Source organism: Pigmentiphaga sp. YJ18, assembly GCF_038066655.1.
Lineage (GTDB): Bacteria > Pseudomonadota > Gammaproteobacteria > Burkholderiales > Burkholderiaceae_B > Pigmentiphaga.
Genome location: NZ_JBBUKU010000006.1, coordinates 82,862 through 97,302, shown reverse-complemented (window position 1 = coordinate 97,302; position 14,441 = coordinate 82,862). Strand labels below are relative to the sequence as shown.

Annotated in this window: 16 protein-coding genes; 8 read left to right on the top strand and 8 right to left on the bottom strand. The window is 70.0% G+C overall.

From position 1 onward, the window contains the following. Positions 1 to 120: 120 nt before the first annotated feature. From thiL to WKR98_RS27195, 3 genes are all read left to right on the top strand, one after another. Positions 121 to 1,134, top strand: coding sequence for a thiamine-phosphate kinase (thiL, locus tag WKR98_RS27205; protein WP_341435200.1), 1,014 nt, complete (start codon positions 121 to 123; stop codon positions 1,132 to 1,134). After that, positions 1,131 to 1,646, top strand: coding sequence for a phosphatidylglycerophosphatase A family protein (locus tag WKR98_RS27200; protein WP_445936169.1), 516 nt, complete (start codon positions 1,131 to 1,133; stop codon positions 1,644 to 1,646). The genes thiL and WKR98_RS27200 overlap by 4 nt, the downstream gene beginning before the upstream one ends. A 148-nt stretch (positions 1,647 to 1,794) precedes the next feature. Continuing rightward, positions 1,795 to 2,319: a CinA family protein gene (locus WKR98_RS27195; RefSeq protein ID WP_341435199.1), complete on the top strand. Its 525-nt coding sequence runs from the start codon at positions 1,795 to 1,797 to the stop codon at positions 2,317 to 2,319. Here WKR98_RS27195 and WKR98_RS27190 read toward each other — a convergent pair. Further along, a complete protein-coding gene (locus WKR98_RS27190) occupies positions 2,307 to 3,059 on the bottom strand; it encodes a MipA/OmpV family protein (protein WP_341435198.1) in 753 nt (250 codons plus the stop codon). The two genes, WKR98_RS27195 and WKR98_RS27190, sit on opposite strands and share 13 nt — an antisense overlap. A 213-nt stretch (positions 3,060 to 3,272) precedes the next feature. Here WKR98_RS27190 and WKR98_RS27185 point away from each other — a divergent pair, with 213 nt between their 5' ends. Together WKR98_RS27185 and WKR98_RS27180 are read left to right on the top strand one after the other, a co-directional pair. Next, on the top strand, positions 3,273 to 3,935 hold the full coding sequence (locus WKR98_RS27185) for a response regulator transcription factor (protein WP_341435197.1): 663 nt from the start codon (positions 3,273 to 3,275) through the stop codon (positions 3,933 to 3,935). Next, a complete protein-coding gene (locus WKR98_RS27180; protein ID WP_341435196.1) occupies positions 3,932 to 5,284 on the top strand; it encodes an ATP-binding protein in 1,353 nt (450 codons plus the stop codon). Before WKR98_RS27185 ends, WKR98_RS27180 begins: the two co-directional genes overlap by 4 nt. Before the next feature lie 13 nt (positions 5,285 to 5,297). Here the strand turns inward: WKR98_RS27180 and gcvA are convergent, their stop codons facing one another. Beyond that, on the bottom strand, positions 5,298 to 6,215 hold the full coding sequence (gcvA, locus tag WKR98_RS27175) for a transcriptional regulator GcvA (protein WP_341435195.1): 918 nt from the start codon (positions 6,213 to 6,215) through the stop codon (positions 5,298 to 5,300). A gap of 143 nt (positions 6,216 to 6,358) precedes the next feature. On the opposite strand from gcvA, the gene WKR98_RS27170 reads away from it, so the two are divergent. After that, a complete protein-coding gene (locus WKR98_RS27170) occupies positions 6,359 to 7,081 on the top strand; it encodes an RraA family protein (RefSeq protein WP_124691045.1) in 723 nt (240 codons plus the stop codon). 1 nt (position 7,082) lies between these two features. Beyond that, positions 7,083 to 8,072: a Bug family tripartite tricarboxylate transporter substrate binding protein gene (locus WKR98_RS27165; RefSeq protein WP_341435194.1), complete on the top strand. Its 990-nt coding sequence runs from the start codon at positions 7,083 to 7,085 to the stop codon at positions 8,070 to 8,072. 25 nt (positions 8,073 to 8,097) lie between these two features. Here the strand turns inward: WKR98_RS27165 and pyrF are convergent, their stop codons facing one another. Both pyrF and WKR98_RS27155 read right to left on the bottom strand, forming a co-directional pair. Beyond that, the gene (gene pyrF, locus WKR98_RS27160) at positions 8,098 to 8,925 is read right to left on the bottom strand and encodes an orotidine-5'-phosphate decarboxylase (protein ID WP_341435193.1); all 828 of its coding nucleotides are present in this window, start codon (positions 8,923 to 8,925) and stop codon (positions 8,098 to 8,100) included. An 87-nt stretch (positions 8,926 to 9,012) separates the two neighbouring features. Continuing rightward, positions 9,013 to 9,405: a diacylglycerol kinase gene (locus tag WKR98_RS27155; RefSeq protein WP_087839813.1), complete on the bottom strand. Its 393-nt coding sequence runs from the start codon at positions 9,403 to 9,405 to the stop codon at positions 9,013 to 9,015. Between the two features lie 152 nt (positions 9,406 to 9,557). Here WKR98_RS27155 and WKR98_RS27150 point away from each other — a divergent pair, with 152 nt between their 5' ends. Further along, positions 9,558 to 10,538 carry a Bug family tripartite tricarboxylate transporter substrate binding protein gene (locus tag WKR98_RS27150; RefSeq protein ID WP_124691042.1) on the top strand — a complete coding sequence of 327 codons (981 nt, stop codon included), beginning with the start codon at positions 9,558 to 9,560 and terminating at the stop codon, positions 10,536 to 10,538. On the opposite strand, the gene WKR98_RS27145 is transcribed toward WKR98_RS27150, so the two are convergent. The 4 genes from WKR98_RS27145 to WKR98_RS27130 are packed head-to-tail and all read right to left on the bottom strand — an operon-like array spanning position 10,510 to position 14,426. Next, positions 10,510 to 11,670, bottom strand: a complete 1,161-nt coding sequence (locus WKR98_RS27145; protein ID WP_341435192.1) for an alginate O-acetyltransferase AlgX-related protein — start codon at positions 11,668 to 11,670, stop codon at positions 10,510 to 10,512. The two genes, WKR98_RS27150 and WKR98_RS27145, sit on opposite strands and share 29 nt — an antisense overlap. After that, a complete protein-coding gene (locus tag WKR98_RS27140; protein ID WP_341435191.1) occupies positions 11,670 to 13,079 on the bottom strand; it encodes an MBOAT family O-acyltransferase in 1,410 nt (469 codons plus the stop codon). Before WKR98_RS27140 ends, WKR98_RS27145 begins: the two co-directional genes overlap by 1 nt. Before the next feature lie 34 nt (positions 13,080 to 13,113). After that, positions 13,114 to 13,767: an alginate O-acetyltransferase AlgF gene (locus tag WKR98_RS27135; RefSeq protein WP_341435190.1), complete on the bottom strand. Its 654-nt coding sequence runs from the start codon at positions 13,765 to 13,767 to the stop codon at positions 13,114 to 13,116. Further along, the gene (locus tag WKR98_RS27130) at positions 13,764 to 14,426 is read right to left on the bottom strand and encodes an SGNH/GDSL hydrolase family protein (protein WP_124691038.1); all 663 of its coding nucleotides are present in this window, start codon (positions 14,424 to 14,426) and stop codon (positions 13,764 to 13,766) included. The genes WKR98_RS27135 and WKR98_RS27130 overlap by 4 nt, the downstream gene beginning before the upstream one ends. Positions 14,427 to 14,441: the final 15 nt, after the last annotated feature.

The following is a 14,441-nucleotide window of genomic DNA, read 5'->3' as shown; positions in this document are numbered from 1 at the left end:
CCACGGGACCCGGCGCTGGGCCGTCCCAAGGCGGGTCCCGGCCCCCGAGGGGGGCTGCCGCATAGCGGCTGGGGGCTCACCATGCGGGGCGCCCGAAGGGCGTAGGGGGTGGGTCTGACCATGAGCGGTGAGTTCGAACTCATTCGCCGCCATTTCACCCGGACGGCGCCGGCGGACATGCTGGGGGTGGGCGACGACTGCGCGCTGCTCGCGCCCTCGGCCGAGGCCATGGCGGTCAGCACCGACCTGCTGGTGGAAGGGCGCCACTTCTTTCCCGACGTCGATCCGCGCGCGCTGGGCCACAAGTCGCTGGCCGTGAACCTGTCCGATCTTGCCGCCATGGGGGCGAAGCCGACGGCCTTCGTGCTGGGGCTGGCGCTGCCGCGCGTGGACGACGCCTGGCTGTCGGCCTATGCCGGCGGCCTGTTCGCGCTGGCCGACGCCCATGGCTGTTTCCTGGTCGGGGGCGACACCACCCGCAGCGACGCGGGCACGACGCTGTCCATCACCATTTTCGGCAGCGTGCCCGCCCAGGCGGCGCTGCGCCGCTCGGGCGCCCGGCCCGGCGACGACATCTGGGTGTCGGGCATGCTGGGCGACGCCGACCTCGCGCTGCGCCTGCTGCTGGGCGAGCCGGAAGTGCCGGTGGCGGACCGGGCGGCGGTGCTGGCGGCGACCCGCCGCGCGCTCGAGTGGCCCGAGCCGCGCGTGGCGCTGGGGCTGGCGCTGCGCGGCCTGGCCAGCGCGGCGATCGACATCTCGGACGGCCTGCTGCAGGACCTCGGCCATATCCTGGCCGCCAGCGGATGCGGTGGCCGGCTGTGCGCCGACGACGTGCCGGTGTCGCCCGCCGTGGCGGCGCTGCCGCCCTTGTGGCGGCGGCGCTGCGCGCTGGGCGGTGGCGATGCCTACGAGTTGTGTTTCACCGCGCCGGCCGACGCCCGCTCGCGGGTGGCCGACGCCGCCGCGCGCGCGGGCGTGGCGGTCACGCGCATCGGCGCGGTGGAAGCGGGCGCCGGCTTGCGCGTGGTGGATGCCGGCGGCAACCCGGTGCCGGATCTGCCCCGCGCGGGCTTCGATCATTTTCCGTCCACGGCCGGTCCGGCGGTGGACTCCTTGCCTGAGGCATCATGACCGACACCTCCTCCGCCGGCACGGTGCCGGCGAGCCCCAGCTTCGCCTGGATGCGCGCGCGCCTGTCGCGCACCATCGCCTTCGGCCTGGGCAGTGGCCTGATCCGCCCCGCGCCGGGGACCTGGGGAACGCTGCTGGCCTGGGCGCTGTGGCAGCCTTTGACGATGGTGCTGGGCGCGCCGCTGCACCAGGTCATCTTCCTGGCGGTGGCCTTCGCCGTGGGCATCTGGGCCTGCGACCGCACCGGGCGCGACCTGGGCGTGCCCGACCATGGCGGCATGGTGTGGGACGAGATGGTCGCCTTCTGGACCGTGCTGTGGCTGATCCCGGATTCCGCGGTGTCGCAGGCTTTCGGCTTCCTGCTGTTCCGCCTGTTCGACATCCTCAAGCCGCCCCCCATCGGCCATTTCGACCGCCGGCTCAAGAACGGCGTGGGCGTGATGTGGGACGACATGATCGCCGCGTTCTACGCGCTCTTGGTCTGCGCGCTGTACTGGCGTATCGTCAACTAAATCAATCCAGGGGGCGGCTTTCAACCAGGCTGACGATCGCCATTCTCGGCCGGCCTGGTCGTGCCCCAGGATGCGGTGGATCCGGCTTTGCCGGTCCACCCGCATCGCCCCCTGGGGGGCGCGCGTCAGCGCGTAGGGGGGAGCATATATGTTCGACCAGGAATCGCTGGATCTGTCCGCCGCCTTGGGCGAGGCCCTGCAACCCGCGGGCTGGATGCTGGCCGCCGCCGAGTCCTGCACCGGCGGGCTGGTGGCGGGGTTGGTCACGGCCGTGGCCGGTTCCAGCGCCTGGTTCGACCGGGGGTTCGTCACCTACACCAACGCGGCCAAGGTGGCCGAGCTGGGCGTGCGGGAAGATACGCTGGCGGCGCACGGCGCGGTCAGCGAACAGACCGCGGGCGAAATGGCGGCCGGCGCGTTGAAGGCGGCGCGGGCGCAGATGGCGGTATCGACGACCGGCATCGCCGGACCCGGCGGTGCGACGCCGGGCAAGCCGGTGGGCATGGTGTGTTTCGGCTGGGCGTGGACGACGCCCGAAGGCCCGCGGGTGCGCACGGCCACGCATCTGCTGGCCGGAGACCGCGCCGCCGTGCGCATGCAGGCGGTCAGGATCGCGCTGCGCGGCGTGCTGGAAGCGCGGGCGCTCGCGGCCGACCCGCTTCAGAACGAGTAGGCCAGGCCCACGCTGCCGAAGGCGGCGGTCTTGCGTTCGACGATGGGGCTGTCGGCCGCGTCGCCCATCAGGCTCTGGACGCCCAGCAGCGTGACGACGCGCCAGCGCTGGTCGAGCCGGTAAGTCCAGAGCGCGAAGGCCGAGCCCGAGCGCAGGCCCGACGACGGCCGGTAGGACGCAAGGCCCGCGCCGCTGTGCGCGGCCTGCTCGGGCGTCACGCCGAACCAGGTCTGCATGTGATCGCGGTTGCCCCATTCCAGGCCGGCGCCGACCTGCACGTCGTGCTTGCCGCCCTGCCAGATGGCGTACGAGCCGCGCACGGCCAGGGTGCCGCCATAGCCGCTCTTGGCCGCCTGGGTGTACGACACCGACGCGCGCCACCGGCCGGGCGCCCAGTCGGCGAACACGCCATACTGGGCATGGGCATCGATGTCGCCCAGGCCCGACAGCCGGTCGGACCGGCTTTCCTTGCGGCCCAGGCCGAAGCCGGCGCGCACGCCCACGTTCAGGCCGGGGGCGATTTCCGTCTTCAGCCCCAGCCCGGGCAGGCCCTGGCTGTTCGAGATGAAGAAGGGGCCGCGCTGGAAGTTGACGATGGGGGCGGGCAGCACGCGATAGCTGTCGGCGCCGGGATAGGCCGGGATGACGGCGAGGCCGCCGCCCACGAGGTCCTGCCCGACGGCGGGCTGCATGGCGCCCAGCAGGAAGCAGAGGCAGAGGCTGCGCGGATCCTGGATCATGTGGCTGGCTCCTGGAACCTGCCGCCGCGGGCGGTTCCGAATGGGGATGTGAAGGCGGCGGCCAGCCCGGCCCGGGCATGAGCGCGAGCCAGCCGCCACCGTGAATTCTGGGCGGAGCGGTTTAAGAACTTTTTAAAATCGGGCGACGATACTGGCCTTTGCCAGCCAATGCGGCCACGCGCGCCGCTCAGCCGAACCACCGGGACACCGATCTTGCGCCTCCTGCTCGTAGAAGACGACGTCATGCTTGCCGACGCGCTCGTCACCGCGCTGCGCCAGCACGACACCGTGGTCGAATGGGCCCGTGACGCCGCGGCGGCGCGGCTGACGCTGATCGACCACGATTATGCGGCGGTCCTGCTCGACCTTGGACTGCCCGGCGGCTCCGGGCTGGGCGTGCTGGCCGCCATGCGCGCCCGCTACGACACGACGCCGGTCATCATCATGACCGCGCGCGACCGCCTGAGCGACCGCATAGGCGGCCTGGACGCGGGTGCCGACGATTACCTGGTCAAGCCGTTCCAGGTCGACGAGCTGCGGGCCCGGCTGCGCGCGGTGCTGCGCCGCAGCCTGGGACGCGTGGCGCCGGTGCTGCGCAGCGGCGAGGTCGAACTCGACCCCGCCTCGCGCTCGGTCGCCTGCCGTGGCCAGCCGGTCGCGCTCAGCGCGCACGAATACCGCACGCTGCTGGCGCTGATGGAAAGGGCGGGCAAGGCCCTGTCCCGCACGGCGCTGGAGGAGGCGGTCTACGGCAGTGACGGCGTGATCGAAAGCAACACCGTGGCGGTCTACGTCCATCAGTTGCGCCGCAAGCTGGGCGAGGACCTGATCGAGACCGTGCATGGATACGGCTACCGGCTGCGGGAGGCGCGATGAGATCGCTGCGCACGCGCCTGCTGACGGGCATCGTCGCGACCATGCTGCTGACCTGGGCGGGAACGTTCCTGTGGTATCGGGCCGAGGTCACGCGCGAGTGGAGCGGGGAATGGGACGCCGCGCTGCGCGAGGTGGCGAACCTGACCTTGCTGTCCCTGCCTGTCGGACTCGAGAACAACGTCGCCGAACGCGGCTTTTCGCTGCCGGGCCAGCAGCGGCTGGACACTTCCCAGCTCCAGATGACCTTCCAGGTCTGGAACCTGGCGACGGGCCGCAGCGTGCTGCATTCCCCGACCGCGCCCGGCCGCCCCATCGTGCCGGACATGCACGAAGGCTACGGCACCATCATGGTGGGAGGCGAACCCTGGCGCGTCTATGCGGTCTCGGATGCCAGCGGGCGGATACAGGTGCAGGTGGGCAAGCCGCAATCGCTGCTGCGCAAGGAACTGCACGACCGCCTGACCCGCGGGTTGATGTTCGTCGGCATACTGGCCTGCATGCTGGCTTGCGTCGTCGGCTGCCTGGTCCAGTGGTCGGTCTTGCCCGTCACGCGGCTGTCGCGCCGCATTCTGCAGCGGCGTCCCACCGATCTGCAGCCGCTGCCGGCGAAGGAACTGCCGGTGGAACTGCGTCCGCTGGTCGAGTCGTTCAACGGCCTGCTAGGACGGCTGGACGAGACCATGCAGAACGAGCGGCGCTTCCTGGTCGATGCCGCGCACGAACTGCGCACGCCGCTCGCGGTCCTGACGGTGCAGACCGAGAACGCCCTGGGGTGCCAGGACCCCGTGCAACTGCGCGCGGAACTGGGCAAGCTGCTGGCGACTACCCAGCGCAGCGCGCGGCTTTCCGAGCAGTTGCTGGACATGGCCCGGCTGGACGCCAACGGTTTCGGCGAGGACGACGTGGAGCTGCACACCGTGGTGTCGGTGATCGCGCGGGATTTCGAGAACGGCGCCGCCGAGCGCGGCCAGCGCATCAGCCTGGACACCGAGGACTGCCTGGTGCGCGGCCGGGTCGATCCTTTGGGCATCCTGGTGCGCAACCTGATCGACAACGCGGTGCGCTACGGCGGCCGCGACGCGCACATCGCCGTGGCCTGCCGGCGCGAGGCCGACGGCGTGCTGCTGACGGTGGCCGACGATGGCCCCGGCGTGCCCGAATCCGAATACCGGCGCATCTTCGATCGTTTCTATCGCGTGATGGGTACCACCGAACGCGGCAGCGGCATCGGCCTGTCGCTGGTCGCGCAGATCGCTGAATCGCACGCGGCCTCCATCCACGTGGGCACCGGCCTGCGCGGGCGCGGCCTGGGCGTGCGGATACGCTTCCCGTCGCCGCAGCCGGCCTGAGCCGGAGTGTTCCTCAGGCGCGGGGCGAGGCGCGCCGGGTTTCGTCCGCGCGGGCCTCGGCCAGTATCCAGTCGCGGAACGTGCACAGGTGCGCGTCGTATTGCAGCCGCTCCGGATAGATCAGGTAGAAGGCGTTGTCGATGGGGACGCGCAGGCCGAAGGGCGCGACCAGCCTGCCCGCCGCCAGGTCGTCGGCCACCAGCGCATGCTGGCCCATGGCCACGCCCAGGCCCTCCAGTGCCGCCTGGTAGGCCAGGCTGACGCTCTCGAAGGTCAACCCGCGGTCCGGGTCGATGTCATCCGCGCCCGCGGCCTGCAGCCAGGTCGGCCAGTAGTCCGGCCGCGCCACCGATTGCAGCAGCGTGTACTGGCCCAGGTCGCCCGGATGGACGAGCGGGGCGCGGCCCTCCAGCAGGCGCGGGCTGCACACCGGCAACAGTTCGATGCCGACCAGGAAGCGGGAGATCACCCCCGGCCAGTCGCCGCGGCCCATGCGGATGGCGACGTCGGCATCGTGCTCGGTGAAGTCCACCGGCTTGAGCGAGGTGGTGAAGATGGCGTCGCGGCCGGGATGGGCGGCGTGGAACGCGGGCAGGCGCGGCACCAGCCAACGCATCGCGAAGGTCATCGGACACCAGATGTGCAGCGGCTTGTCGCGTACCCCCTGCATGGCGCGATGGGTGGCCTCGCCTATGCTGTCGAACACGTCGTTCAGGTCGTCCAGGTAGCGCCGGCCGACGGCGGTCAGCCGCACTTCGCGGTTCACCCGCTCGAACAGCCGGGCCCCCAGGAATTCCTCCAGGACCATGACCTGCCGGCTGACGGCGCCGGGCGTGACGTGCAGTTCGCGCGCGGCGCGCGTGAAGCTCAGGTGGCGCGCCGCCACCTCGAAGGTGCGCAGCGGGTTCAGCGGGGGCAGGCGAGTGGCCATTTTCTATGAGTAAAAGTCAATCATATTGACTATAAATCGATTGATGCGTATTGGGAAAGCGATGAGAATTTTTCACATATGAAGACCGCCACTGCGGATGGGCCGCAGGGGGCGGCGCGCCTCATTCCTCACGGAGACCACGCATGACCAAGACGCTGCTGGGCAAGATCGCCCCCGAACGGGTAAAGAGCCTCGACATCGAGCGCCCGCCCCAGGACCTGATCGACGGCTTCAAGGCGCTGGGAGACGCCACCGGCATCGTGTCCGACGTCATGGACCACCTGGGCATCGCCGGGACGCTGCCCGGCTCGCTGCTTCGGCCCACCATTCCCGGCGCCACCATCGTCGGCCCGGCCATGACCCTGCGCAACACGGTCCTGACCGGCCATCCCATCGACAACGCGCGCGCCCACCGCAACGGCATGGCCGAGATCGAGGCCCACAACATCGCGGAACAAGGCGATGTGCTGGTGATCGAGGGCGTGCCGGGGCTGTCGAACATGGGCGGCATCTCGGCCCAGGTGGCCAAGCGCCAGGGCGAGATCGGCGCCATCGTGTCGGGCGGGGTGCGCGACGTGGCGCATTCGCGCCGCGTCGGCTTCCCGGTCTGGGCCACCGAGGTCTCGCCCATCACCGGCAAGTGGCGCATCGAGACGATCGAGATCAACGGCCCGGTCCAGATCGAGGGCATACGCGTCAATCCCGGCGACCTCGTGGTGGCCGACGACACCGGTGTCTGCTTCATTCCGCGCGACCGCGCCCGCGAAGTGCTGGAATTGTCGCGCAAGCGCGCCGCCGCCGAGGACGCGCGCTGCGACGCCATCGACCGCGGCATTGCCATCCGCGACCTGCCGTCGGCCAGCTGAGATGCAAACACCTGCTTCCCCGCGCGGGCGGCTGGCGCTCGCCTGCGCCGTCGCCGCCACCCTGTCCAGCGCCGGCGCCTGGGCGGCCCAGGACTATCCCAATCAGCCCATCCGCCTGATCGTGCCCTTCGCGCCCGGCGGCGGCACCGACATGATCGCGCGCGTCGTGGGCAAGAAGCTGGGCGAGCGGCTGGGCCAGCCCGTCATCGTGGACAACCGCCCCGGCGCCAGCGGCATCATCGGCGCCGAGGCCGTGGCCCGCTCCGCCCCGGACGGCTATACGCTGCTGATGGCCACGACCGCCATCAGCTCGAACGGCAGCCTGTACAACACGATTTCGTACGACCTGAAGAAGGACTTCGCCCCCGTCTCGCAGCTGGCCAACGCGCCCGCGGTGCTGGTGGTGAATCCCGGCCTGCCGGTATCGTCGCTGCAGGAACTGATCCGCTATGCCCGCGAGCGGCCGGGCCAGGTCAACTACGCGTCCTACGGCGTGGGCACGGCGCCCCACCTGGTGGCCGAACTGTTCCAGCAGAGCAGCGGAACGAAGCTCTACCACGTGCCCTACAAGGGCGGCGGCCCCGCCGTGCTGGCGACCCTGTCGGGCGAGACCCGGCTGCTGTTTCCCAGCCTGGTGCCGGTGATGAACCACATCCGCAACGGCAAGCTGCGGGCGCTGGCCATGGCCTCGGACAAGCGTTCCCCCAGCCTGCCCGAGGTGCCTACCTTCCGCGAGGCGGGCATGGAGTTCGAGACCGGTACCTGGTTCGGCATCGTGGCGCGCGGCGGCACGCCGGCACCCATCGTGGCACGGCTGCACCAGGAAATCGTCGCGCTGCTGAATGATGCCGACGTGCGCAAGTCGATCTCGGACGAAGGGGCCGAGGTCGTGCCCAGCCCCACGCCGGAGGCTTTCGGCAAGTTGATCCAGGCCGAGGTGGGGCGCTGGGCCAAGGTGGTCCGCACGGCCGGCATCAAGATCGAGAAGTGACCAGGGGGCCGCCCGGGACCGGGGGCTAGCCCCGGCCGGGGCGGAAGCCGTTGATGGCGTCGCGGGTCTCGCGCGCCACGCGCGCCGCGGCCTCGCGCCAGTCGTCGCCGCCGCTGGCGTACAGGATGGCGCGCGACGAGTTGATCATCATGCCGGTGCCCGCGGCATTGCATCCCGCTTCCACCGTGGCCTGCACGTCGCCGCCCTGGGCGCCCACGCCGGGCACCAGCAGCGGCATGTCGGCGCCGATGCGGGCGCGTACCGCCGCCAGCTCGGCGGGGAAGGTGGCGCCCACCACCAGGCCGAGCTGGCCGTGGCGATTCCACTTCTTCGCCACCAGGTCGGCCACGCGCAGGTAGAGCGGTTCGCCGCCGGTTTCCAGGAATTGCAGGTCCGAGCCGCCGGGGTTGGAAGTGCGGCACAACACGATCACGCCGCGATCCGGCCAGGCGAAATAGGGTTCGATCGAGTCCGAACCCATGTAGGGGCTGACCGTGACGGCATCGGCGCCGTAGCGCTCGAAGGCCTCGGCGGCGTACTGTTCGGCCGTCGAGCCGATGTCGCCGCGCTTGGCGTCCAGCACCAGCGGGATGTCGGGATGGTGTTCCTTGATGTGCCGGCACAGCGCCTCGAGCTGGTCCTCGGCGCGGCGGGCGGCGAAATAGGCGATCTGGGGCTTGAACGCGCACGCGTAGGGCGCGGTGATGTCGGCGATGGCCCGGCAGAAATCGAAGATGCGGTCGGTCCGTCCGCGCAGTTCGGCGGGAAAGCGGGCGGGATCCGGGTCCAGGCCGACGGTCAGCAGGGAGTCGGACGCGGCCCAGGCCTGCGTCAGTTTGCGGGTGAAAGACATGGTGCAAGGGGAACGGAGTCGATCCGCCATTGTAGGATCATCCGGCATCCGGCGCGAAACGGCCCGCAATTCTCCATGGAAGCGGGATCAGGCTAGCAGCCGGCCCGCCAGCACGTGTATCCAGAGCCCGGCCGAGAACAGCAGGGACAGCATCACGGCCGCGCTGCCCAGGTCCTTGGCGCGCCCCAGCAGCGGGTGGGTTTCCACTGACAGGGCGTCGGCCAGCGCCTCCACCGCGGAATTGAGCAATTCCACCACCAGCACCAGCAGCATGCTGAACAGCAGCAGCAGGACTTCGGTGGTGTCGCGGCCCAGCCAGACCGCCGCCGGCACCAGGATGACGACCAGCGCGACCTCCTGGCGGAACGCGGCCTCGTATTTGAGCGCGGCGCCCAGGCCCTGCAGCGAATAGCGCCAGGCGCGGAAGACCCGCTGGAGGCCGCCGGTGCTCTTGTAGGGAGAATGCTGTTGATCGGTCATCGGAGCGGGGTAGGGATGGGTCGGCCGCAGGATACAGCGAAACGCGCCCGCGGCGCATGCTTGGGGTTTGCAACAATGGTCGGAGCCCGACGCCGATGTTGACATAGGCATCGCTGGAAAATTCCCCACCGATACAAGAAGGAGACGCACCCATGAGGCATTTCCCGTCATCGGCCCGGGCGGCCTGCCTGGCCGCCCTGGTTTCCCTGATATCCGCCGGCCCCGCAGTCGCTGCCTCGTATCCGGACAAGCCGGTACGCGTGGTGGTCGGTTTCTCGGCCGGCGGCACCACCGACGTCGCCGCCCGCATCATCGCCAAGGAACTGGGCGACGACCTGGGCCAGAGCTTCGTGGTCGAGAACAAGCCCGGGGCCGGCAGCAACATCGGCGCGGAACTGGTCGCCCGTGCCAAGCCCGACGGCTACACGCTGTACATGGTGGCCGTCACCAGCACCATCAACCAGACCCTGTACAAGAACCTGAGTTTCGACATCGTCAAGGACTTCGCGCCCATCGCGCTGGTCATCAAGGTGCCCAACATCCTGGTCGTCAATCCGTCGCTGCCGGTCAAGAACGTCAAGGAACTGGTGGCCTACGTCAAGGCGCATCCGGACAAGCTCTCGTACGCGTCGTCGGGCAGCGGCACGTCCATCCACATGGCGGGCGAGCTGTTCAAGCTGCGGGCCGGCGTGGACATTCCCCACATCCCCTACAAGGGCAGCGCTCCCGCCCTGACCGACCTGATCGGCAACCAGGTGCAACTGATGTTCGACAACATGCCCTCGGCCTGGCCGCACGTGCAGGCCGGCAAGCTGCGCGCGCTGGCGGTCACCACCGCCGAACGCTCGGCCACCGCGCCCGATCTGCCCACCATGATGGAGTCGGGCTATGACAAGTTCGACGTGTCGTCGTGGTTCGGGCTGATCGCGCCTAAGGGCACGCCGCCCGACGTCATCGCCAAGGTCAACGCATCCGTGCAGAAGGCGCTGGCCAAGCCGGACGTGCAGCAGCGTTTCAAGGACCTGGGCGCCGTCACGGCCAAGACCACGCCGGAGCAGTTCGGTGCGTTCATCAAGGACGAAGTCGACACCTGGGCAACGGTGGTCAAGGCCTCGGGCGCGAAGGTGGAGTAGCCGCGCTGGCTTCCCAGAGCGTGGTCTCGCCGCCCAGGGGGCGTTGCAGCGAACGCTCCGGGATTTCCCAGACGATCAGGCGGGGAGGCGTGGCGCGGAATTCCTCGCTCTTGAAATAGGCCTGCGCGGCGCCGGCGAATTCGCCGCCGTCGCGGGCGAAGTTGACCACGCGGGTCTGCATCGCGGCCTCCAGGAACGGGACGAAGTTCGAGTTGCGCGAGTAGGACGTGCCGATCAGGGCCACCCTAGGCAGGTCCGCGTCGCCGAACAGGTCGTTCTCGCTGGCGGGGGCGGCGGTGTCCGCCACCGGCGCGAAGGCCGTGCGCGGCTCCAGGTCCAGGGCAGGCAGCAGCGAGACCGGCAGCCATTCTATGCCGGCCAGCCGGATCAGGTCGCCCTCCAGCGGTCGAGGCTGGCCCCGCGTCACGGCATAGGCCTGGTGCGGTTTCAGCGCCTGGTCGGCCGAGGGCAGCGCGCGCGCCGCGGCGGCGATGGCGCCGGCCGCCGCTTCCGCGCCGGCTTCGTTCCAGTGGGTGTCGGTGCGCAGGAAACCCGGCACGGGCAGCTTGCGCAGCGCGGACTCCAGGTCCACGGTCCGTACGCCGCTGGCTCGCAGCAGGCCGTTCCACGCGCGCAGGCGCTCGTCCAGCGCGGCCGGACGATAGACGCCGCAGCGTTCGGCGGCAGCGATGCGGCTCTTGTCGGGTACCGTGGCCACGAGCAGCTCGATGCCGCGCGCGGCCAGCCGCGTCCGCAGGTCGGCGACTTCCCGCGCCCGCGCCCGCAGGGCATCGTCGCCGCCGGCATGCGGCTCCAGTTCGTCGGCCAGGAACAGCCAGTCCGGGCAGCCCTGGCGCACGCGCGGGCCCAGGTCGCCCACGGCCAGCCAGCTCGCGCCGCGTTCCAGGCTGGCCGAGCCGGAGGGCAGCGGCGTCTTGGCCAGGGTGTCGGCGATCTCGGCGGTGACCCGTCCGTCCAGGAAGCCGGACCAATCGGGCGCGGTGCGGGTCAGGGGCAGTTGCTCGACCAGCAGTCCGTAGCCGTTGGACAGCAGCCCCGCCGCCAGGACGGCGGCCATGACGCAGCCCGCGAGCGCGTAGCGGGGGCCGGAGCGGGAAGAGGTCTTGTCCATCAGAACTGGAAGTACAGGAAGGGGACCGCGCCGCGGCTGGCGATGAGCGAGAAGCCCAGCAGGAAGCCGGCCACCGGCCAGGCGCCGTCCCAGGCGCGCAGCAGCGCCGGCCGGCCGCCGCGCGCCAGCCAGGCGTCCATCGCCGGATACACGATGCACAGCACGCCCAGGACCATGGCCATCACGTGGGCGGGCCGAAGCTGGACGCGCAGGGCATCGCCCAGCGCGTAGCCGTTCAGGCCGAACTGGCCGGCATACATGTCCAGGGCCGAGCCGAAGGAGTGCGCCCGGAACAGCGTCCAGGCCAGCATGACGAACAGCAGGGTCAGCACCCGCGACAGCACGGCGGGCGGCTCGGGCAGCGACGCATGGCCCCACAGCCGGGTGCCGGCCAGGGCCAGGCCGTGGGCGATGCCCCACAGCAGGTAGTTCCAGTTGTCGCCGCCGTGCCAGAGGCCGGCGATGGCCATGGTCAGCAGCAGGTTGACGTAGGTGCGCGCCTCGCCCTTGCGGTTGCCGCCCAGCGGGATGTAGAGGTAGTCACGCAGCCAGCTCGACAGCGACAGGTGCCAGCGGCGCCAGAAGTCCTGGATGCTGGTGGCCAGGTAGGGATGGTTGAAGTTCTCGGGAAAATGGAAGCCCAGCATCAGGCCCAGGCCGATGGCCATGGCGCTGTAGCCGGCGAAGTCGAAGAACAGCTGCAGGCTGTACGCGAAGCAGCCCAGCCACGCGTCCAGGAAGGTGGGGGCGGACAGCGAGAAGGCGGTCTGCACCAGGGGCGACAGCGTGTCGGCGATCAGTACCTTCATGCCGAAGCCGATCATGAACCGGCGCGCGCCCTGCGTGAACTGGGGCCAGTCGACGGTGCGCTCACGCAGCTCGCGCGCCACCCAGTCGTAGCGGATGATGGGGCCGGCGATCAGGTGCACGAACATGGCCTGGTAGGCGCCGAAGTTCACCAGGCTGCGGTCGGCCGGCACGACGCGGCGCTGCACGTCGATCAGGTAGGAAATCGACTGCAGCACGATGAAGGACAGGCCGATGGGCAGCGCGATCTTCTGCCAGGGAACGGGCATCGCGCCGTTCCACGACAGCACCTGGTTGAAGGTTTCGACCAGGATGTTGGCGTACTTGTACCAGCACAGCACGGACAGGTTGATCGTGATGAACGCCACCAGTATCAGCATGCGCTGGCGTTCGGTGCGGGTGCTGTCGATGGCCATGCCGCCTATCCAGCCAACCAGGATGAGCGCGATGAACAGCAACAGCAGCAGCGGGCTCCACCAGCCGTAGAAGATCCAGCTGGAGAACATCAGCACGGCATTGCGCCAGGACGCCGGCACGGCCGCGTAGACGAGCAGGAACAGCGGCAGGAACAGCGTGAGGAATTCCAGCGACGCAAAGACCATGGAGACGACCTGTGGGGGAACTCGGGAAGCGGGGTCAGCGGGTCAGTGCGTCGTTGGCGAACAGCGTGCGGGGGCCCTGGGGACCGGGAACGACCAGGACCGTATAGCGCTGGCCTGCCTCGAGCGCGCCCAGGTCGCGGGCCGCGCCTTGCGGCTTGCCGTCGCAGGTCAGCTCCACCGACACGGCCACGGGGTTGATCAGGCGGCGTTTGGCCTGGCCCTGGCCGACATTCTCGAAGATGCCGACGTTGCGGCCGGCCGTGCGCAGCCCGGCGTGGCGGCAGGCGGGATCGGCGTTGTAGAGCGCCAGCGAGGCGCGCATGGCGTTGAAGTCGTCGGGCGATTCCTTGATGACCACGGTCGCTTTCTTGTCCAGCGCGACGACGGTGGCGAACTCGCCGGGCTTGACCGTGACCGACACCGGCAGGTTCTGGCCGCCTCCGACCAGCGTGCCCTTGACCGGCTTGCTCGCGGCCACCGGCATGAAGCCGGAGGCGGGCCTGTCCGCCGGCAGCGCCAGCGTCGCACTGGTGCCGGCGGCCTGGACTTCCAGCGGCGCGGCGGTGGCGTTGACGAAGCGCACGAAGGCCGAGTCCTCGGCGGGGCCCGTCGGATAGAGCGGGATGCCGGCCGCGTGCGCGGTCAGCGCGGGCAGGCAGGCCAGTGCTGCGGTCAGGGTGGGTTTCATTTGCCGTTGGCTCCCTTGGTTGCCGGCGCGCTGGCCAGCGCCTGCGTGATGGCCGAGCCCCACGCGTTGTAGCCGGCCTGCGTGAAGTGCTGGCCGTCCACCGTGGCCCATTGTCCGGGCTTGGCGAACTTCAGCGAGTCGATGTATTGGCAGGGCGGAACATTGGCCTCGAGGAACTTCGACATCAGCTGGACGCGGGGATAGGTCTTGCCATACTTGCCGCCTTCGCTGCCCCAGGCCGGCCCCACCCATGCGCACTTGGTGTTGGTGGAGGAAATGGCCTTGACCAGCGAGGTCGTCTGTTGCCAGGCCCAGGTCTTGGGGAAGTCCGGCTTGGTATAGGCGGCCATCGTGTCGCCGAAGACCAGGACGACGAGGTCGGGCTTTTCCTTGGCGATCAACTGAGAAATGGGTTCGGTCGCGGCGGCCTTGCCCTTGACGACGGCCTTGGCGTTGCCGATGCGCTCGGCGCCGCCGCAGGAGCCGGGCGTTGCGGTCAGCCACTCGGCGGGCGTCGTGCCGCACACGCCTATGGTGTGCACGCTCTTTGCCCCCTGCCGGAGCAGGCCGTCGTGCAGCGACCCGATCAGGTAGGACGGGGTGGCCAGGTGGCTGTCGCCGATGATGAGGATCGTCAGGCCAGCGATCAATGAAACCATTTCGTACTCCGGTGA